The sequence below is a fragment of the Ruegeria hyattellae genome, assembly GCF_041537925.1.
Taxonomy (GTDB): domain Bacteria; phylum Pseudomonadota; class Alphaproteobacteria; order Rhodobacterales; family Rhodobacteraceae; genus Ruegeria_C.
Genome location: NZ_JBGOSH010000003.1, coordinates 384,435 through 401,636 on the forward strand (window position 1 = coordinate 384,435; position 17,202 = coordinate 401,636).

21 protein-coding genes are annotated in these 17,202 nt (G+C 62.2%); 8 read left to right on the forward strand and 13 right to left on the reverse strand.

The window, feature by feature from the left end; translation table 11 throughout:
- The first annotated feature begins 99 nt into the window (after window positions 1-99).
- Complete coding sequence (locus AB1E33_RS09320; protein WP_372576989.1) at window positions 100-1,050, forward strand: transcriptional regulator GcvA; 951 nt, start codon at window positions 100-102, stop codon at window positions 1,048-1,050.
- Window positions 1,047-1,913: an aromatic amino acid exporter YddG gene (yddG, locus tag AB1E33_RS09325; protein WP_372576990.1), complete on the forward strand. Its 867-nt coding sequence runs from the start codon at window positions 1,047-1,049 to the stop codon at window positions 1,911-1,913. The genes AB1E33_RS09320 and yddG overlap by 4 nt, the downstream gene beginning before the upstream one ends.
- Here the strand turns inward: yddG and AB1E33_RS09330 are convergent.
- The 3 genes from AB1E33_RS09330 to AB1E33_RS09340 form a co-directional block, all read right to left on the reverse strand.
- Window positions 1,910-2,074, reverse strand: a complete 165-nt coding sequence (locus AB1E33_RS09330) for a YdcH family protein (protein WP_306196709.1) — start codon at window positions 2,072-2,074, stop codon at window positions 1,910-1,912. The two genes, yddG and AB1E33_RS09330, sit on opposite strands and share 4 nt — an antisense overlap.
- 112 nt (window positions 2,075-2,186) lie before the next feature.
- Entirely contained in the window at window positions 2,187-2,951 is a 765-nt protein-coding gene (locus AB1E33_RS09335; protein ID WP_372576991.1) for a tRNA1(Val) (adenine(37)-N6)-methyltransferase, read from the reverse strand.
- Window positions 2,948-3,163 (reverse strand): putative signal transducing protein, encoded by a 216-nt coding sequence (locus AB1E33_RS09340; RefSeq protein ID WP_372576992.1) that lies wholly within the window; start codon window positions 3,161-3,163, stop codon window positions 2,948-2,950. Before AB1E33_RS09340 ends, AB1E33_RS09335 begins: the two co-directional genes overlap by 4 nt.
- A 56-nt stretch (window positions 3,164-3,219) precedes the next feature.
- Here AB1E33_RS09340 and AB1E33_RS09345 point away from each other — a divergent pair, with 56 nt between their 5' ends.
- A complete protein-coding gene (locus AB1E33_RS09345) occupies window positions 3,220-4,218 on the forward strand; it encodes a polyprenyl synthetase family protein (RefSeq protein WP_372576993.1) in 999 nt (332 codons plus the stop codon).
- Here AB1E33_RS09345 and AB1E33_RS09350 read toward each other — a convergent pair.
- The 4 genes from AB1E33_RS09350 to soxR all read right to left on the reverse strand — a co-directional run bounded on the left by AB1E33_RS09350 (window position 4,211) and on the right by soxR (window position 9,072).
- A complete protein-coding gene (locus AB1E33_RS09350) occupies window positions 4,211-5,032 on the reverse strand; it encodes a 4-(cytidine 5'-diphospho)-2-C-methyl-D-erythritol kinase (protein ID WP_372576994.1) in 822 nt (273 codons plus the stop codon). The genes AB1E33_RS09345 and AB1E33_RS09350 overlap by 8 nt on opposite strands.
- Window positions 5,022-6,686: a tetratricopeptide repeat protein gene (locus AB1E33_RS09355; RefSeq protein ID WP_372577268.1), complete on the reverse strand. Its 1,665-nt coding sequence runs from the start codon at window positions 6,684-6,686 to the stop codon at window positions 5,022-5,024. The genes AB1E33_RS09350 and AB1E33_RS09355 overlap by 11 nt, the downstream gene beginning before the upstream one ends.
- A 155-nt stretch (window positions 6,687-6,841) precedes the next feature.
- Window positions 6,842-8,491, reverse strand: a complete 1,650-nt coding sequence (locus tag AB1E33_RS09360) for an electron transfer flavoprotein-ubiquinone oxidoreductase (RefSeq protein WP_372576995.1) — start codon at window positions 8,489-8,491, stop codon at window positions 6,842-6,844.
- A 125-nt stretch (window positions 8,492-8,616) separates the two neighbouring features.
- Window positions 8,617-9,072 (reverse strand): redox-sensitive transcriptional activator SoxR, encoded by a 456-nt coding sequence (gene soxR / locus AB1E33_RS09365; RefSeq protein WP_372576996.1) that lies wholly within the window; start codon window positions 9,070-9,072, stop codon window positions 8,617-8,619.
- Between the two features lie 84 nt (window positions 9,073-9,156).
- Here soxR and AB1E33_RS09370 point away from each other — a divergent pair, with 84 nt between their 5' ends.
- From AB1E33_RS09370 to AB1E33_RS09380, 3 genes are all read left to right on the forward strand, one after another.
- The gene (locus AB1E33_RS09370) at window positions 9,157-9,537 is read left to right on the forward strand and encodes a VOC family protein (protein ID WP_372576997.1); all 381 of its coding nucleotides are present in this window, start codon (window positions 9,157-9,159) and stop codon (window positions 9,535-9,537) included.
- Between the two features lie 139 nt (window positions 9,538-9,676).
- Complete coding sequence (gene greA, locus AB1E33_RS09375) at window positions 9,677-10,147, forward strand: transcription elongation factor GreA (protein ID WP_372576998.1); 471 nt, start codon at window positions 9,677-9,679, stop codon at window positions 10,145-10,147.
- A gap of 12 nt (window positions 10,148-10,159) precedes the next feature.
- Complete coding sequence (locus AB1E33_RS09380; RefSeq protein ID WP_372576999.1) at window positions 10,160-11,188, forward strand: hypothetical protein; 1,029 nt, start codon at window positions 10,160-10,162, stop codon at window positions 11,186-11,188.
- 51 nt (window positions 11,189-11,239) lie between these two features.
- Here AB1E33_RS09380 and AB1E33_RS09385 read toward each other — a convergent pair whose 3' ends face one another.
- The 4 genes from AB1E33_RS09385 to AB1E33_RS09400 are packed head-to-tail and all read right to left on the reverse strand — an operon-like array spanning window position 11,240 to window position 15,318.
- Window positions 11,240-13,309: a molybdopterin-binding protein gene (locus AB1E33_RS09385; protein WP_372577000.1), complete on the reverse strand. Its 2,070-nt coding sequence runs from the start codon at window positions 13,307-13,309 to the stop codon at window positions 11,240-11,242.
- Entirely contained in the window at window positions 13,306-13,797 is a 492-nt protein-coding gene (mobB, locus tag AB1E33_RS09390; RefSeq protein ID WP_372577001.1) for a molybdopterin-guanine dinucleotide biosynthesis protein B, read from the reverse strand. The genes AB1E33_RS09385 and mobB overlap by 4 nt, the downstream gene beginning before the upstream one ends.
- Entirely contained in the window at window positions 13,794-14,411 is a 618-nt protein-coding gene (mobA, locus tag AB1E33_RS09395) for a molybdenum cofactor guanylyltransferase MobA (RefSeq protein ID WP_372577002.1), read from the reverse strand. The genes mobB and mobA overlap by 4 nt, the downstream gene beginning before the upstream one ends.
- Window positions 14,412-14,430: 19 nt before the next feature.
- The gene (locus AB1E33_RS09400) at window positions 14,431-15,318 is read right to left on the reverse strand and encodes a formate dehydrogenase accessory sulfurtransferase FdhD (RefSeq protein ID WP_372577003.1); all 888 of its coding nucleotides are present in this window, start codon (window positions 15,316-15,318) and stop codon (window positions 14,431-14,433) included.
- A gap of 49 nt (window positions 15,319-15,367) precedes the next feature.
- On the opposite strand from AB1E33_RS09400, the gene AB1E33_RS09405 reads away from it, so the two are divergent.
- Both AB1E33_RS09405 and AB1E33_RS09410 read left to right on the forward strand, forming a co-directional pair.
- Window positions 15,368-16,084 carry an AzlC family ABC transporter permease gene (locus tag AB1E33_RS09405; protein ID WP_372577004.1) on the forward strand — a complete coding sequence of 239 codons (717 nt, stop codon included), beginning with the start codon at window positions 15,368-15,370 and terminating at the stop codon, window positions 16,082-16,084.
- Window positions 16,081-16,413 carry a branched-chain amino acid transport AzlD family protein gene (locus tag AB1E33_RS09410; protein WP_372577005.1) on the forward strand — a complete coding sequence of 111 codons (333 nt, stop codon included), beginning with the start codon at window positions 16,081-16,083 and terminating at the stop codon, window positions 16,411-16,413. Before AB1E33_RS09405 ends, AB1E33_RS09410 begins: the two co-directional genes overlap by 4 nt.
- Window positions 16,414-16,416: 3 nt before the next feature.
- Here AB1E33_RS09410 and AB1E33_RS09415 read toward each other — a convergent pair whose 3' ends face one another.
- The gene (locus AB1E33_RS09415) at window positions 16,417-17,037 is read right to left on the reverse strand and encodes a hypothetical protein (RefSeq protein ID WP_372577006.1); all 621 of its coding nucleotides are present in this window, start codon (window positions 17,035-17,037) and stop codon (window positions 16,417-16,419) included.
- 17 nt (window positions 17,038-17,054) lie between these two features.
- A complete protein-coding gene (locus AB1E33_RS09420) occupies window positions 17,055-17,189 on the reverse strand; it encodes an aa3-type cytochrome c oxidase subunit IV (RefSeq protein WP_372577007.1) in 135 nt (44 codons plus the stop codon).
- Between the last annotated feature and the right edge of the window lie 13 nt (window positions 17,190-17,202).

A 17,202-nucleotide genomic window follows, 5' to 3' on the forward strand; every position in this document is an offset into this window, starting at 1 on the left:
CAGAAAAGTTTCGTTTGACTTGACCCAAATATGATCGTTGCATTTCATTTGCACAAACAAGACATTCTGCAGCATCACACAAGATATTCTTAACCGACCATGCCGGATCGCCTGCCCCCTCTGACCGCCCTGCGTGCGTTTGATGCCGCCGTAAGGCACATGTCTTTTGCCAAGGCAGCCGAGGAACTGAATGTCACCCCGGCGGCGCTGTCCTTTCAGATCAAGTCGCTGGAAGAGCAACTGGGCCAACCGGTTTTCCGGCGCCTGAACCGCGCCGTGAAACTGACCGACGCCGGACGCACCCTGGCCCCCGGCACCGCCGACGGGTTCGCTGCCCTACAGACCGCGTGGCAGGCCACAAGGCGGCTGCAGGACAACAACACAACGTTGACGGTGACCGCTGGCCCCGCCCTGACAGCCAAATGGTTGGCGCCGCGGCTTTATGACTTTGCCCGTGAACATCCCGAGATCGATCTGAGGTTCTCGGCCACCTTGCGTGTTGTGAACCTGGAACGTGACGACGTGGATGTGGCGATCCGGTTTGGATACGGCCCGGACGAGGGGCTGTATTCGGTGCCTGTGCGAAAAGAATGGCTGACACCTGTCATGACGCCGGAACTGGCGGCGCAATTCCCGACCCCCGAAAGCCTGACAGACGCACCGTTGATCCATGACGATTCGATCGGTTTTCTGAAACCGCCAGCGGATTGGCCAACGTGGTTTCGGGCGGTTGGGATCGATTTCACGCCGACCCATGGCGCGCATTTTTCCAACGCCGATCACGCCGTCGATGCCGCGCTGGCCGGGATCGGGGTTGCTTTGGGTCGCCGCGCCATGATCCTCAAGGACATGATCGAGGGCCGCCTTGTCGCTCCGTTCAAAATCGCCATTGAAACCGCAGGCCATTTCCGATTCCTGTGCCTGCCCGGAGCGGAAATGCGCCCGCAGATTGCCGCGTTCCGGGATTGGTTTGTCACCGAGATCGAAAAAACCGCCCATGTCTCGGACGCATTCAAGATCGTTCCTGTCGAGGATATCCCCCCTGCATGACCAAACACCGCGCCACCGCCATTGGATTTGTCGCCGTCCTGTTATGGTCGCTGCTGGCCCTGTTCACGGTTGGGTCGGCGCCGACCCCACCTCTATTGATGAACGCGATCTGCTTCACGATCGGCGGCACGCTCGGGCTGATCTGGACCGGGTGTTCCGGCGGGTTCGGCAGGTTGCAGACAGTGCCGCCAAAGGTCTTCCTGTTCGGCGCGGTTGGCCTGTTTGGGTATCACGCGCTCTATTTTTCGGCCTTGCGGCTGGCGCCGGCGGCTCAGGCGGGGCTGATCGCCTATATGTGGCCGCTACTGATCGTTTTGTTTTCCGGCCTGCTGCCCGGTGAACAACTACGTCCGGGCCACCTGCTGGGTGCCCTGATCGGCTTTGCCGGCGCGGCGCTGATCATCGCAAGCGGGACCGGCTCCGGGTTTCAGGCAGAGTATCTGGCGGGCTACGGGCTGGCCTTTCTCTGCGCACTCACCTGGTCGGGATATTCGGTGCTGTCCCGGCGCCTGGGCGACACGCCCACGAGTTCGGTTGCGGTGTTTTGCGTGATTACCGCCATCGCGTCTTGGGGGCTACATTTTGCACTTGAGGATACCGTCTGGCCACAGAGCACCATCGGCTGGCTGTCAGTGGCAGCGCTCGGCCTCGGGCCCGTGGGACTGGCATTTTATGTCTGGGATATCGGAATCAAGCGCGGCGATATCCAACTACTCGGCACCAGCTCTTATGCTGCGCCGATCCTATCTACCGCCGTCCTTGTGTTAACCGGGATTGCCGAGCCGACTTGGGCTCTGGCAATCGCGGCCGCACTGGTCACTGGCGGAGCCTTGATTGCGGCGCGCGCCAGTCTCTCCGCTTAGGCGGACAGCCGTTCAATCTCTTCCTTGAGCTTCAGTTTCTTTTTCTTCAGTTGAGACAGGTGGAGCCCGTCACTTCCTGGTGCACGCTGCGCTTCTTCGACTTCATGACTGAGATGTTCATGCTTCTTCTTCAGTTCGGTCAGGTGCGCACTCAGGCTCATAGCAATCCTCCTCTGAATAAGTTGCCGAACGATTTGAACATATCCTTTCGCGTCTGTCACGCTGCAGGCGCACGGTTTTTATCAGGAATTGCGCGCTTTCGCCGATCTTCGCCTATGGCCAGCGCAAGGCCGTGCCGTTGCGCAGCACATCCTGTATCTCGGGACGGTAACTTTCGGCATCGCGCTCATGCCGCGCACCCGCGTGCAGAATCAGCGGGGCGAGCAGGCGGAAGTCGGCCCTGCCCCCTTTGCGGGCACGTAAGATAACCAGATCTGGGTGCCGTCCGGTGCGGGCAGCCAGCGGCAATACCTCGAGCGAACCCAACCGGCCCTCGCAGGCGGACACCATGTCCGGCAACCGCTCAACCCGTTGAATCATATGCAGATACCCGCGCGATCTCAGACGACGCGCGGCTGTATCTATCCAGAGGGTGAGCGGTGTTTCCTCACCCAGCGCCCTGCGGCGTCCCGCATCACGCGCGGGACAGTGGGCACCGCCCCGGAAATAGGGCGGGTTGGCAAGCAGATGGTCGAATTGGCGTTTGCGCAGGGGCGCAGGCAGATTGGCCAGATCACTCTCGATCACCTCCAGCGCGACACCGTTATGCGCGGCATTGCGCCGCGCCAGATCAGCATAGGCGGGCTGAATTTCGACGCCGCTCAGCACCAGATCGGGCACCCTTGTGGCCAGCGAGAGAATCGCCGCGCCCGCCCCACAGCCCAGTTCAAGAACCGCCTGTCCCGACTGCGCCGGAACGCTGGCCGCCAGAAACACCGGATCGACTCCAGCGCGGTAACCGTTATGTGGTTGAAAAAGATGAAACTTCCCGCCCAAAAAGGCGTCACAGCTCAGCTCCTGCTCGGTGAAACGGGTCATTTTCCCAGCGGGATTTCGTTGTCCTGCATCACGCGAATCGCGCGGTCGTAATCCCCCTCGCGCACCATCATCCGGCGCGGGAAAATGCCGATGCCGCCTTCGAGGATGCTCATGTTTACGTCCATCTGAAAGCAGTCTATACCCTCGCCCTCAAGAAGGGCGGTTGCGAAAGCCATGATGGTCGGATCGGTGCTGCGCAGAAGTTCTTTCATGGAGCAGGATGTAAGGGCAAGGTGAGACCAATGTCGAGCCTTGCAACGGGGGTGTGATGGACAGCGCCACGATCTCGAAGCCGCATGAGCGGTTGGCCGAATTGCTGGAAACCGAGATGGAAGGGGTGAACACCCTGATCCAGACGCGGATGGCGTCGCGTCATGCGCCGCGCATCCCCGAGGTCACCGCGCATCTGGTCGAAGCAGGTGGCAAGCGCCTGCGCCCTATGCTGACACTGGCGGCGGCGCGGCTGTTTGGCTATCCCGGAGACCATCACATCAAGCTGGCCGCAACGGTGGAGTTCATCCATACTGCGACGCTGCTGCATGACGACGTGGTCGATGAAAGCGGCCAGCGGCGCGGGCGCCCGACCGCCAATTTGCTATGGGACAACAAAAGCTCGGTTCTGGTAGGCGATTACCTGTTTGCGCGCAGTTTCCAGTTGATGGTTGAGACCGAGTCGCTGCGGGTTCTGGACATCCTCGCCAATGCAGCCGCCACCATCGCCGAGGGCGAAGTGCTGCAGATGACGGCGGCCAGCAATCTGGCCACCGACGAAGATGTCTATCTGCAGGTAGTGCGCGGCAAGACCGCGGCGCTGTTCTCGGCGGCGACCGAGGTGGGCGGCGTGATCTCAGGCGCGCCGGAAGCGCAGGTAAAGGCGCTTTTCAACTTTGGCGATGCGTTGGGCGTGGCCTTCCAGATCGCCGACGATCTACTGGACTACCAGGGTGATGCCAAAGCGACCGGCAAGAATGTCGGGGACGATTTCCGCGAGCGCAAGCTGACGCTGCCGGTAATCAAGGCCGTGGCGCAAGCTACCGAAGAGGAACGCGCCTTCTGGCAGCGCACCATCGAACGGGGCCGTCAGTCAGAAGGCGACCTGGAGCACGCGCTGGCGTTGATGGGCAAATACGGCACGTTCGAATCGACCCGCATTGATGCAAACCGCTGGGCGGACAAGGCCAAGACCGCGCTGGACGTGTTGCCGGATCATGAGATCCGCCACCTGTTGAGCGATCTGACCGACTACGTCGTCTCGCGGCTCAACTGAGTTCAACCGCGCGGCACCACCAGTTGGGATGCGCCGCGCCGATCTCATAGGCTGCTGAATGGGCAGCTTTCATGGTGGGATAGAGCGCAATGCAGGTCGACCCGGACCCGGACATGCGGGCTAGCAGGGCACGGGTGGTCGATCTCAATTCATCAAGGACCTGCGCGATCTCGGGCGCTACGCCCACAGCCGGCATCTCCAGATCGTTGCGTTGAGCCCCAAGCCAAAGGGCGCACCCTTCAACTGTTTCAAACTCCGGCAGATCGGTCGGCATTGACGGGTTCTCGCGTGAGACAAGCGCTGCGAACACCGGACCGGTGGGCACCGGAACCCCGGGATTGACCAACACCGCCGGCAGGGGAGGCAGTCTGAGGGACGTGACCTGTTCGCCAATACCCTGCATCCGCGCGGCCTTTGCCGCCATGCAGACGGGGACGTCCGCCCCCAGTGACACTGTCAGTTCCGGCGTAATACCTACCCCTAGACTAGACAAAGCCAGAATTGTCGCGGCTGCATCCGACGAGCCGCTCCCGATCCCTGCGCCATGCGGCAGAACCTTGTCGAGACGCACAACCCCCTTCCAACCGACCGCCTGCGCCGCCTTCCAGACCAGATTGCGCTCATCCGCAGGAACTCCCTGGGCGTGTTCACCAGTGACCTCGATTGACAGCTCCGGTCCCGGCCTAAATTCCAGATGATCGCCAATATCCGCAAACGCAACCAGCGAATCCAGCAGGTGATAACCGTCGTCGCGCTGGCCGGTCACATGCAGGGTCAGGTTGATCTTGGCGGGGGCGAAGGCCCTAACCGTCATTGGCCACTTGCAGCGGCTTGGCGCCCTCTTCGGACAGAACCGCGTCCAGACCCAGCTCGATCTTGCGCCGGATGCGTTCGGGGTCGGCTTCGCCGTCGGTATCGGCGGGGTCGATGAAGGACAGCGCGCGTTTCCACTGGAACTCAGCCTCTCGCGTGCGGCCGACCGCCCAATAGACATCGCCCAGGTGATCGTTGACGACCGGGTCGATGGGCATCAACTCCACTGCCGTTTCCATATGGCCAACCGCCTCGTCATAGCGGCCCAGGCGGAAAAGGACCCAGCCCAGACTGTCGACGATGTAGCCGCTGTCGGGGCGCCCGGCAACGGCACGCTGGATCATGTCAAGTGCCTCATCCAGTTTGGTTTGCTTCTCGACCAGCGAATAGCCCAGATAGTTCAGCACTTGCGGCTGATCGGGATTCAGTTCCAGCGCCTTGCGAAAATCCGCCTCGGCTTCGTCCCAGTGATCGAGCCGCTCATGCGAAATCCCGCGCGCATAGAGAACGAACCAGAGCCCCGGATCGTCGGCTTCGGTCAGGTCCAGCGACCGGTCATAAGCTGCCACTGCGGCCTCGTACTTCTCTTCCTGCCGCAACAGATCGCCCAGCGAGGAAAACACCATCGGCTGATCCGGGTAATCGACCGAGAGCTGCTCCAACACCTCGATCGCCGCATCGGGTTTGGCCGAACGACGCAAAGCCTCGGCGCGGCCCAGTTCGGCGGCGTGGTGGTCGGGGCTGTCCGAGGGCACTTTCTTGTACAGTTCGACGGCCAGATCGAGCTGGCCCAGATCCTCGAGTAGATCGGCCGACAGCAGCAGCGCGTCGATGTGGCCGGGGCGCAGATAGGTAGCCGTGCGGATATAGATCAGCGCATAGTCGTCTGCGGCCTCGCCATTGAGCGCCGCCCCGATGGTGAAGAACACCTCGGCCATACCCTCTTTGGCGTTGCGCGCCATCGAGAAGGGCAGCCGCTCGCCCGCTTCAAGCCTTTCGATCACGTGATCCAGGCCGGGATCGGTACGGGCCCCGAACACCTCCGCCAGCATCATCAGCGCGTCTTCATTGCGGTCAAGCTGCGACAGGATCTCGGCCCGCGCGATCGCTGCGCGGCGCGAAATGGTGGTCAACTGACCGTCATTGCCCGAGAACAGGGCTTCGGCCCCTTCGAAATCCCCGACCGATGCAAGCGCCAGCGCCTTGTGATAGAGCGCAAACCCCTTCAGGCCCTCCTGCGCCGCCACCTCGTCGAATTGCGCAAGCGCCTTCGCAGCAGCGCCGGTGCCCAGATGCGCCCAGCCCGCCAGCAAGCCGTCGATCAGCGGGCCGACGCCCAGCTTCTCGGGTTCACGCGCCAGCAGTGTTTGGTAATCCTCATCGGCGATCAGCCCGGCTACGGCGGCCATATGAGCCGACTGGCTGCGCAGGCCCGCCTCTTCGATCTGCTGCGCCACGGGCAGCGCGCCATCCACATCTCCTAGCGCGAGTTTCGACTGGACGACCCGTTCCATCAATGCGGGGTTCTGGGCGTCTTCGGACAGAGCGCGGCTGTAATAGCGCGCGGCAATCTCGAAGTCTTTTTCATAGACCGCCTGGCGTCCGGCGAGGTATGCGCCTGCGCCCGAATCGGCCAGAAGCCCCTGCGATGCCATCAGGGTCAACGCGATGGCGGCACCTGCCGCCGGTCGAAGGATGGAAAACACGAAACCGCCTGCCTTTTATCGTTGTTCGGCAGACAAGCTAAGCAGTCGCGACGCAAGAGGCAATGGCGCACGCTTCACGAGCGCGCCATTGCCCGGGTTTCTGCCTACATATTGGGATAATTCGGCCCATCACCGCCCTGCGGTGTGGTCCAGTTGATATTCTGGCTCGGGTCCTTGATGTCGCAAGTCTTGCAATGCACGCAGTTCTGGAAGTTGATCACAAAGCGCGCATCCTTGCCCTCTTCCTCGACCACTTCATAAACTCCGGCGGGGCAATAGCGCTGCGCCGGTTCTGCAAATTTCGGCAAGTTGACCGAAAGCGGCACATTGGGGTCGAGCAATTGCAGGTGGCAGGGCTGACTTTCCTCGTGGTTGGTCATCGCGAACGATACGTTGGTCAACCGGTCGAAGGACAGCTTGCCATCGGGCTTGGGATAGTCGATCGGCTTGTGCTTGCTGGCCTCTTCGGTCACCGCCGCATCGGTCTTGCCGTGCTTGAGCGTGCCGAACAACGAGAATCCAACCGAGTTGGTCCACATGTCCAGCCCGCCCAGCGCCAGCGAGGGCAGCAGACCCCATTTCGACCACATCGGCTTGACGTTGCGCACCTTCTTGAGGTCCTTGCCGATGGCGCCATCGCGTACGTCGGTCTCATAGGCCGACAGCTCGTCACCCAACCGCTCTGCCTTGATCGCGTCGAACGCCGCCTCGGCCGCCGCCTTACCGCTGAGCATCGCGTTGTGGTTGCCCTTGATGCGAGGCACATTTACCATGCCTGCCGAACAGCCCAGCAGCGCCACACCGGGCGCGACCAGCTTGGGCATCGACTGCAGCCCGCCTTCAGTGATCGCCCGCGCGCCGTAAGCTACGCGCTTGCCGCCTTTCAGCAACTCGGCCACCATCGGATGGTGCTTGAAACGCTGGAATTCCATGTAGGGGAACAGGTAGGGGTTCTTGTAGTTCAGGTGAACGACGAAGCCCACATAGACCTGGTTGTTGTCCAGGTGATAGATGAACGAGCCGCCCCCGGCATTGCTGCCCAGCGGCCAGCCCATCGTGTGGGTGACCGTGCCCTCTTTGTGCTTGGCCGGGTCAATCTCCCAGATTTCCTTCATGCCGACGCCGTATTTCTGCGGCTCCTTCCCGGCTTGCAGGTCGTATTTCGCGATCACTTCCTTGCTGAGCGAGCCTCGCACGCCCTCACCCAGGAAGACATATTTGCCGTGCAGTTCCATGCCCGGCTCATAGCCCGGCCCCGGCGTGCCGTCGGGGTTCTTGCCGAACTCACCGGCAACCACGCCCTTCACTTCGCCATTGTCACCATAGACAACTTCCGAGCACGCCATGCCGGGGAAGATCTCGACACCCATCTCTTCGGCCTGTTCGGCCATCCAGCGGCAGACATTGCCCATCGAGACGATGTAGTTGCCGTGGTTGTTCATCAGCTTCGGCATCGGCCAGTTCGGCACACGGAGTTTACCCGCTTCACCCAGCATGTAGAAATTGTCTTCTTCCACCGGCACGTTCAACGGTGCGCCTTTTTCCTTCCAGTCGGGGATCAGCGCGTCCAGGCCACAGGGATCAAGCACCGCGCCCGACAGGATATGCGCGCCCACTTCCGAGCCCTTTTCCAGGACAACGACATCCAGGTCCGCATCCAGCTGTTTCAGGCGTATTGCCGCCGACAGACCCGCAGGGCCCGCGCCGACGATCACCACGTCATATTCCATCGCTTCGCGTTCAATCTCGGCCATAGCGGACTCCTTGGTTCCTGTCCGAACTCGCCCCTCGGGCGCAACTTTGATTCGAGGCTGATTACCTGTCAAAGGACCATCGGGTCAATCAGAACACGGCGTAACACCTCAGCAATGCGGCAAATTCAGACATCCGGGCGATCACCAAGCAAATATCGGGGCCCGGTTCCCTTGGTCTGCGCGATATCGTCACGGTTATACAGCTTGCATTTCGGCAAGCTCAGGCACCCGCAACCGATGCAACCATCCAGATTGTCGCGCAAGCGCAGCAAGGTATCGATTCGCGCATCAAGGTACCCCCGTAGCGCGGCCCCGATCTGCGCCCAATCCTTGGGCGTGGGGGTGCGGTTGTTGGGCAGGCTTGCCAGAACCTCGCGAATCTCTGGCAATGACAACCCGAATTGCTGCGCAATCATGATAAAGCTGAGCCTGCGGATATCGGCGCGCTGATAGCGGCGCTGCCCGCCTGCATTGCGCCAGGGCTTCAGCAGGCCCTGCGCCTCGTAATAGCGAATGGCCGACACCGCCAGCCCCGTACGCCCGGCAAGTGCTCCGATCGGCAACCCTTCTGATACTGCCATTCTGTTCACCCCAAATAGCTTGACCTCAAGCTAGGTTTAGAAAATAAAATGGACCGTGGCAATGAAATTCAATGGAGCTCGCAGATGACCGCCACCCTTGAACACACCAATTTCACCGTCGCCGATCCAAAGGCCACCGCCGCTTGGATGGAGGCCGTATTCGGCTGGAAAATCCGCTGGGAGGGCGCCGCGATAGATAGCGGATATACGGTGCATGTCGGCACCGGATCCAGCTATTTGGCGCTTTATACCCCGCCACGCGCGTCGCCCTCAGGCGAGCGCAGCTATGACGTGATCGGCGGACTGAACCATGTCGGCATCGTCGTCGAAGATCTGGACGCAATCGAGGCACGCGTCATCAAAGCAGGCTTCACACCCAAATCCCACGCGGATTACGAACCGGGCAAGCGGTTCTACTTCGACGATGACAACGGCGTCGAGTTTGAGGTCGTGTCCTACAAATAGGCTGCAATCCGCCCGCAACCGGGCATTGCGCCCTTGCAATCCACCCCCGGTTTGGGTCAGGTAAACGCTGACCCTTCCTGTCGCCCCGGCGCTCTGCGCGGCGGGGCGACTCAATTTGTAGCGTGCGGGCAAGACGACCATGGAAAAAATCCCGATGACACCAGCCGGGTACGCCGCGCTGGAAAGTGAACTCAAGCAGCTCAAATCCGTTGAGCGTCCGGCCATCATCAAAGCCATCGCAGAAGCCCGCGAACATGGCGACCTGTCGGAGAATGCCGAATACCATTCCGCTCGCGAAAAGCAGTCCTTTATCGAGGGCCGCATCAAGGAACTTGAAGGTGTGCTGTCGCTTGCCGATGTGATCGACCCGGCCAAATTGAACGGCGCGATCAAGTTCGGCGCGACGGTCACGCTGGTGGACGAAGACACCGACGAGGAAAAGACATGGCAGATCGTCGGCGAGCATGAGGCCAATATCGAGGCCGGCTTGCTGAACATCCGCTCGCCCATCGCCCGCGCCCTGATCGGCAAGGAAGAGGGCGACAGCGTCGAGGTCCGCACCCCGGGCGGCGAGCGGGCCTACGAGGTTCTCAAAGTCGCCTACGCCTGACGGAGCGCTCTCATGACCGGCAAGACACCCGGCGCCGACAAGTCACGTCCGACCCCGTTGGGGATCTATGACCGACCGCCGCAGCGGCCCTCGGTCTCGGGGATCGAGATTGCCGCGCTGGCGCTCAGCATCGCCTGGCTGACGATCTCGGTGATCTTCTTTGTGGTAATTCCGACAGATGGCGCAAATGCTGGCGGTGTCAGCATGTTTGTCACCATGCTGGCGATCTTCATGCCTGTGGCGATGATCTGGGTGGCCGCGATGACGGCACGGGCAAGCCGGGTGATGCGCGAGGAAAGCCAGCGCCTGCAGGCCGCGATCGACGCAATCCGCAATGCCTATGTCAGCCAGCAGCAGAACGCCGCAATCAGTTCCGAGCCTTCGGTAACGCGCAAACTGGATGAAATCGTCAAGACCGCAAAGAAGACCGAAACCACGCTGGCGACCTTCTCGACCAAGCGGCGGGCCTCGGACCCGACCGAGCCCGAACCCGAGGCGGAACCCGCCTCGACCGAGACCGAGGATCAGGCGACGCTGGCCCTCGGCAACTCCCCGGAGGATCTGAGACCTCCGCTGCCGCGCGGTGATTTCATCCACGCGCTGAATTTCCCCGAAAGCGCCGACGACACGGCAGGTTTTTCCGCGCTCCGGCGCGCCTTGAAAAATCGCCAATCCGCTCAGCTGATCCAGGCCGCGCAGGATGTTCTGACCCTGCTCAGCCAGGAGGGGATCTATATGGACGATTTGCGCCCCGACATGGCCCGGCCCGAAATCTGGCGGCAGTTTGCGCAAGGCACACGGGGCCGCGCGGTGGCCTCTCTTGGTGGCGTGCGCGATCGGTCGTCGCTGGCGCTGACTTCGGGGCGGATGAAGCAGGACCCGATCTTTCGCGACGCTGCGCATCACTTCCTGCGCCGCTTCGACCAGATGTTCACCGAGTTCGAACCGGACGCGAGCGATGCGGAAATCTCGGCGCTGAGCGATACCCGCACCTCACGGGCTTTCATGCTGCTGGGACGTGTTGCGGGGACCTTCGACTGAGGCGCAAACCGACAATTGGAAACCGGTTATTAGACCAATTTGCGTAGCCCGCTAGAGGCCGAAGCTGGCGTAAGGAATGTATCTCACCGCGTCGCCCGGTATGATGTGGCAGGCCCCGTCGTCCAATACCACAAGCCCCTCTGCCCAGCTCAACCCGCTGATCCGCCCCGACCCTTCCGAAGCAAAGACCTCGACCCGGCCCTCCCGAACCCGAGCGCGCAGATATTCGCGGCGGCCCGGTTTCTTGCGCTTCTCAAATGCAGCAGGCAGGTCATAGCCCTGTGGTTCCGACCACCCCGCCCCGGACAGTTGTGCCAGTGCCGGTCGGGCAAAAATCAGCGTGCAGACCAGTGCCGCAACCGGATTTCCGGGCAGGCCAAAGACCGGTTTGCCCCCCCAAAGGCCCAGCGCCAGAGGCCGTCCGGGTTTGATCGCGATGCGCCATTCCTGCATCGCGCCCGCTTCGCGCAGGAGCGCGGACATATGGTCCTCATCCCCGTCCGAGGCGCCGCCACTGGTCAGGATCGCATCAGCCGCCTTCGCGGTCGCGTCCAGACGCTGTTTCAGGGCCGCGCGATCATCGCCTACCCGACCCATATCCACCGGCTCATGCCCGAAGGCGCGCAGGGCGGCCAACAGCATGGGGCGGTTGGCGTCATAGATCCCGTCGCGTCCGGCATCCTCGCCGGGGTCGGTCAACTCGTCGCCGGTGGACAGAACCGCCACTTTCAGCGGTTTTCGCACGCGCAGGTGTGCGATCCCGACAGCCGTGGCCAGCGCCAAATCGGCGGCACTCAGCACGCGACCCGCCGCCAGCACGATGTCGCCCTGCGCCACATCCTCGCCTGCCTGCCGCGCGTTCGCGCCTGTCTTAAGCGGCCCGTTCAGGGCAATCCTGCCCGGCTCGACGGTAACATCCTCCTGTAGAGCGATGGTGTCGACCCCTTCGGGCAGCGTGGCCCCGGTCAGCACACGGATCGCATGGCCTGCGGGCACCGTCCCCCCGAACGACGCACCTGCCGCTGAGCGCCCCTCGACCAGTGGCAGCACATGCACGCCCTCGGGCAGTCCACCCGAGAACCCATAGCCGTCCACCGCAGTGTTCGGCTGTGGCGGGTTGGCGCGCAGGGCGACGCAACCCTCGGCCAGGACGCGACCCAACCCCTCGATGACCGGTATCTCTTCGATGGGCGCGACAGGGCTGAGCCGGTCGTGCAAAAGCGCCAGAGCCTCGTCGACCGGTGTCCAGGTCACTCCGGCAGGCAGCGAGAAGCAGTCGTTGCGCAGCGGTGGGGGCATTATCGTGCTCCGGTTCTGATCCACACCCAATATCCACCCCTCCTCTGGTGCATCTACCGTCAGCCTCTGAGCCAGCGCGTTTAACGGCAACCCCGCAATGTGCCGCACGACACGTTCAACCTGCCAGGCGTCCTTGATCCTGTCCGTCGGAGAGGCACCAAGCGTCAGCGAGGGCCAGATTTCGACAAAGGCAACGGGTTTGTCCAGCGCCTCGAACGGCCAGACCGCGATTTGCGCGGCGAACCGATGGCGCAGCCGGGCCAGCACCGGCAGCCCCATCATCACCTGCCCGCCGACCGCGCCCGCCCCCGACATCTGCCAGCAGGTGAAGCTGCCCTTTGCCAGGTGCTCGACCGCGCGGCGATCGGGAAACGGGTTTTCGTAACCCTGCTTGTTGCGCGGCAAACCCGTGACATCGCGTTTCAGGCCATTGCCCCAGAACGGCCCCTGCCCGCCAAATCCCCGGTTGATCTGCCCAGCCAGATCAAAGCGGTTGTTGCGATCCGGTGCATCCTCGATCCGGTCCGCAAACCAGTCCCAGAGGATCAGCGGATCGTCGGTGCCGGTGACCGCCCGCGCGAAGCCCACCGGATAGCCAAACGGGAAATCGAAGCCCAGCATCAGGCGGCGACCGGCATCAAGCTCCTCCGCGATGAGGTCCGCCAGCCAGCGCTCGGCCAAGCCCCGGTTGCGGAGGTAAACCGGGGTCTCATGGGTCCCATTGCGGGCAACGCAGGCCCAGATTGCATCCTTGCGTGGTTTTTGCCCGGTATCGCTGCCGCCGGACCAATCGACCATGGCAATGGTCTGGAACGGTGTCACAAATCCACCTCGGACAGGATGAAATCGGCGATAGCGCTGGTATCTCCCAGTTCGAATACCGGTCGGTCGATGGTCAGGGCACAATCGCTCGCCACCGCCCGGATGCTGGGATCATCCGGCGCGATCAGGTCGTTGCCCGCCTCGGCCCGGAACGCCTCGATCTTGGGGTGCGGTTCGCGTTTGTAACCCTCGATCAGCACCAAATCGACCGGCGAGAGTCGCGCCAGCAGGTCCGACAATGCGGGCTCGGGCGCGCCGCGCAACTCCTGCATCAGCGCAACGCGATGGCCCGAGGCCAGCAAAACCTCCTGTGCGCCCGCCACGCGGTGGCGATAGCTGTCGCGCCCGGGCTGATCCACATCGAAGGCATGGTGGGCGTGTTTGATAGTCGAGACCGAATGGCCACGGTCGGTGATCTCGGCCACCAGCCGCTCCATCAGCCCGGTCTTGCCGGCGTTTTTCCAGCCGGTGACACCATAAATCTTCATCCGTGCTCCAGCATCGCTTCGGCCCGGGCCAGATCCTCGGGCGTGTTGACGTTGAAGAAGGGATCAATGCTGCCCGTCTCGAACAGCGCCTCGCGCCCCTGATGCGCCTCGGTCCAGAGCACGACCTTGCGCAATCCGCCCGCCAGCGCCGCGCGTAAATCGTCGCGCAGCGCAACCGGCCACAGCCCGAATGTCGGCTGCCGCGCGATGCCCCGTTTCGGGTCCGGCGTCGCGGCAAGCGCCAGCGGGTGCTGCATTCCTTCGGCGGCGAGCAACAGGCGCGGAACCAAATCGCACGGAAAAAACGGCGTGTCCGCCGCTGCTGTCACGATAGTCTCCGCGCCCTGCCCGGCAGCCCAGTCCATCCCGGCCAGCACGCCCGCCAGCGGCCCGACAAAGCCATCGATACTGTCACCAAGAACCGGCAGGCCCAGCTTGGCAAACCGCGCTGGATCGCCATTGGCGTTCAGCGCCAGCCCGCTGACCTGTGGTTCCAACCGGTCGATCACCCGTTCCAGCAGGGTTGTGCCGCCCAAGGATAACAACCCCTTGTCACCACCGCCCATCCGCGTGGCCAGCCCTCCGGCCAATATAACACCAAGCGGTTGTTTCATGATGCATCGTCCCCCGCCATCACTCCGCGCTCTTTCGACGTTGTTTCTTGTCCTCATGAGGCACGGTTGAAGGATCAACGTCGCGCAGCAGCCTCTCCTCACCCGCCAGACACACAAAGCGCCGTCCGCGCATGCGGCCGATCAGGGTCAGGCCCAGTTCCCGCGCGATCTCGACTCCCCAGGCGGTAAAACCAGAGCGTGAGGCCAGGACCGGGATGCCCATCATTGCGGTCTTGATCACCATTTCCGAGGTCAGCCGCCCGGTGGTGTAGAGGATCTTGTCATCCGCCTGCACACCCTTGGACAGCATCCAACCAGCGATCTTGTCGACCGCATTGTGCCGCCCCACATCCTCCATATAGACCAGCGGGCGGTTCTGATGGCACAGAACCGTGCCGTGAATGGCGCCGGCCTCCAGATACAGCGAGGGGGTACGGTTGATCTTGGCCGCCAACTCATAGAGCCAAGAGGTGCGGACAGCGGTCTGCGGCAGGCGAACACCCTCCAGCCCCTCCATCATGTCGCCAAAGACAGTACCTACCGCACAGCCACTGGTGCGGGTCTTTTTCCTGAGCTTGTCCTCGTACGAGGTTTCGCGCTGCGTCCGGACGACAATGGTTTCAAGATCCTCGTCATAGTCCACGCCAGTGATCTCGTCATCCTCCAGCAACATGCCCTGATTGCGCAGGAATCCGAGCGCCAGATAGTCGGGATAGTCCCCGATGGTCATGGCGGTGACGATCTCCTGCGCGTTGAGGTAGATGGTCAGCGGTCGTTCCTCGACCACCAAAATGACCTCGGACGTGCCGTTCTGGTCGACGCCCTCAACGGATCGCGTCAGGCGGGCCGCCTTGGGGTCGGGGGCGATGATATAGTCCGAGACATTGTCCGATCTGGCCAATTGCAACCCTTTCGCAAGCCCGTTACTGCGGTCTGGGCCAACTTAGGATCGGATCATGGCAATCACCACCACGAAATCCTACTACTGGAGAGGTTTCCGCGACGGGTCGCCCTTTATCGTGATGGCTGTCCCCTTCGGCATGCTTTTTGGTTTGCTCGCGACCGAGTCCGGGCTGAACGTGGTACAGACCATGTCATTTTCGGCCACCGTATTTGCCGGGGCCGCGCAATTCACCGCGCTGCACCTGCTGCGCGACGATGCCCCCACTATCGTGGCGATCCTGTCTGCCTTGGCAGTCAATCTGCGGGTGGCGATGTATTCGGCCTCGCTGACGCCTTACCTGGGGGCCGCGCCGCTTTGGCAGAGGGCGTTCGCGGCCTATTTCACCATCGATCAAAGCTATGCCTGTTCGATGATGCAATTCGAGAAAGAGCCAAAGATGCGGGTACCCGAACGCATTCGCTATTTCTTTGGCGTCGTGACGCCGCTGACGCCTGCCTGGCTGGTCGCCACCTATTTGGGCGCGGTGGTGGGCACGCGCATTCCCGAAAGCTGGGGGTTGGATTTCGCCTTGCCGATCACGTTTCTGGCCATGGTCGGGCCGATGTTGCGCACCTTTTCGCATGTGGTCGCGGCGCTGGTCGCCATCATCGTCGCCTTGCTGACCACCACCGTTCCCTACAATCTCGGGCTGCTGATCGCGGGTTGTGCCGGGATGATGGCGGGCGCGCGCAGCGAATTGGTGCTTGAACGGCGGAGGGCGGCGGCATGATCAGCCTTGACTCGTCGACGATCTGGATCGTGATTGCCAGCCTGGCGGTGGGTAGTTTCGCCCTGCGCTTCGTGTTCATTGGGTTTGTCGGCGGGCGCGCCATGCCGGATTGGCTGCTCAGGCATTTGCGCTATACCGCTGCCGCGATCATTCCGGCCATGGTGGCACCCCTGGTTGTCTGGCCCAGCGCCACTGGAGGCAAACCGGACATCGCCCATATGAGCGCCGCAGCCATGGCATTGGTGGTTGGGTATGTCAGCAAAAACGTAATCTTCGGCATTCTCGCCGGGGCCGCAACGCTATACGGCCTGCTCTTTCTGGCGGGGTAACGCCTACCCTTGAACCTGCTGGTTCAGGTCGGCATTGCCCTCGGTCAGACCCTTTTGCAAGTCCTCATCGTCGTCCTCGTAATACCGGTCGGTCACCACGCCCGGTATCTGTTCGAACTGTTCCTGCAACTTGACGGGTTGATAGACCATATCGATCTGCTCGAACCCCGGCACCTGCTTCAAGAGTCGCGCCGTGGCGTTGGAACACCATGCCCCCATCACCTGGCCATTCTGCTTGGCCAGCTGCAGCGCGATCTCGGCCTGCTCCGGCGTCACTTCGACCTTTTGGCGCACCACGTGATAGGTGCTGCGGGCATGGGCGCCGCGATAGGCGCGTTCGACCGCCGGCGTGATCCCGTAGAGCACATCATTGTATTCTGGCACGATATCGGCATTGAACGATCCCGCCGGGTCAAAGATCACCCGCTCGCTGCCATTGATCATCAGCGACGAGTGGCCGCCACCACCGGTGCGGTTGTTCACCATCGTGTAGAGCGTCAGATAGGCCGGTCCTGCATCGCGGTAGGACACCGCCGCAATGGCTTGGGGATCGGCATTGGGCGCGCTTTGGGTGCAGCCGACAAGCGTCAGCGCCACCGCGCAGGCGAGAAGCGAGCGGAACAAGGGGAACTACTGCCGGATCAGGTAGCGAATACGGCCAGGAACACAAGGATCCCAAGGATCACGATAACGGTCCAGGTGGTGAACTTGACGAACCCGTCAAAGGTTGCAATCTGATCTTTGATGTCCATTTCGCCGTGTTTATGATCTGCCATGGGTCACTATCCT

What these genes read in the sequence shown, in the direction of transcription:
- AB1E33_RS09320 (WP_372576989.1), top strand. Translation starts at nt 100, where the DNA reads ATGCCGGATCGCCTGCCCCCTCTGACCGCCCTGCGTGCGTTTGATGCC.
- yddG (WP_372576990.1), top strand. Translation starts at nt 1,047, where the DNA reads ATGACCAAACACCGCGCCACCGCCATTGGATTTGTCGCCGTCCTGTTA.
- AB1E33_RS09330 (WP_306196709.1), bottom strand. Translation starts at nt 2,074, where the DNA reads ATGAGCCTGAGTGCGCACCTGACCGAACTGAAGAAGAAGCATGAACAT.
- AB1E33_RS09335 (WP_372576991.1), bottom strand. Translation starts at nt 2,951, where the DNA reads ATGACCCGTTTCACCGAGCAGGAGCTGAGCTGTGACGCCTTTTTGGGC.
- AB1E33_RS09340 (WP_372576992.1), bottom strand. Translation starts at nt 3,163, where the DNA reads ATGAAAGAACTTCTGCGCAGCACCGATCCGACCATCATGGCTTTCGCA.
- AB1E33_RS09345 (WP_372576993.1), top strand. Translation starts at nt 3,220, where the DNA reads ATGGACAGCGCCACGATCTCGAAGCCGCATGAGCGGTTGGCCGAATTG.
- AB1E33_RS09350 (WP_372576994.1), bottom strand. Translation starts at nt 5,032, where the DNA reads ATGACGGTTAGGGCCTTCGCCCCCGCCAAGATCAACCTGACCCTGCAT.
- AB1E33_RS09355 (WP_372577268.1), bottom strand. Translation starts at nt 6,686, where the DNA reads ATGGCATCGCAGGGGCTTCTGGCCGATTCGGGCGCAGGCGCATACCTC.
- AB1E33_RS09360 (WP_372576995.1), bottom strand. Translation starts at nt 8,491, where the DNA reads ATGGCCGAGATTGAACGCGAAGCGATGGAATATGACGTGGTGATCGTC.
- soxR (WP_372576996.1), bottom strand. Translation starts at nt 9,072, where the DNA reads ATGGCAGTATCAGAAGGGTTGCCGATCGGAGCACTTGCCGGGCGTACG.
- AB1E33_RS09370 (WP_372576997.1), top strand. Translation starts at nt 9,157, where the DNA reads ATGACCGCCACCCTTGAACACACCAATTTCACCGTCGCCGATCCAAAG.
- greA (WP_372576998.1), top strand. Translation starts at nt 9,677, where the DNA reads ATGGAAAAAATCCCGATGACACCAGCCGGGTACGCCGCGCTGGAAAGT.
- AB1E33_RS09380 (WP_372576999.1), top strand. Translation starts at nt 10,160, where the DNA reads ATGACCGGCAAGACACCCGGCGCCGACAAGTCACGTCCGACCCCGTTG.
- mobB (WP_372577001.1), bottom strand. Translation starts at nt 13,797, where the DNA reads ATGAAGATTTATGGTGTCACCGGCTGGAAAAACGCCGGCAAGACCGGG.
- mobA (WP_372577002.1), bottom strand. Translation starts at nt 14,411, where the DNA reads ATGAAACAACCGCTTGGTGTTATATTGGCCGGAGGGCTGGCCACGCGG.
- AB1E33_RS09405 (WP_372577004.1), top strand. Translation starts at nt 15,368, where the DNA reads ATGGCAATCACCACCACGAAATCCTACTACTGGAGAGGTTTCCGCGAC.
- AB1E33_RS09410 (WP_372577005.1), top strand. Translation starts at nt 16,081, where the DNA reads ATGATCAGCCTTGACTCGTCGACGATCTGGATCGTGATTGCCAGCCTG.
- AB1E33_RS09420 (WP_372577007.1), bottom strand. Translation starts at nt 17,189, where the DNA reads ATGGCAGATCATAAACACGGCGAAATGGACATCAAAGATCAGATTGCA.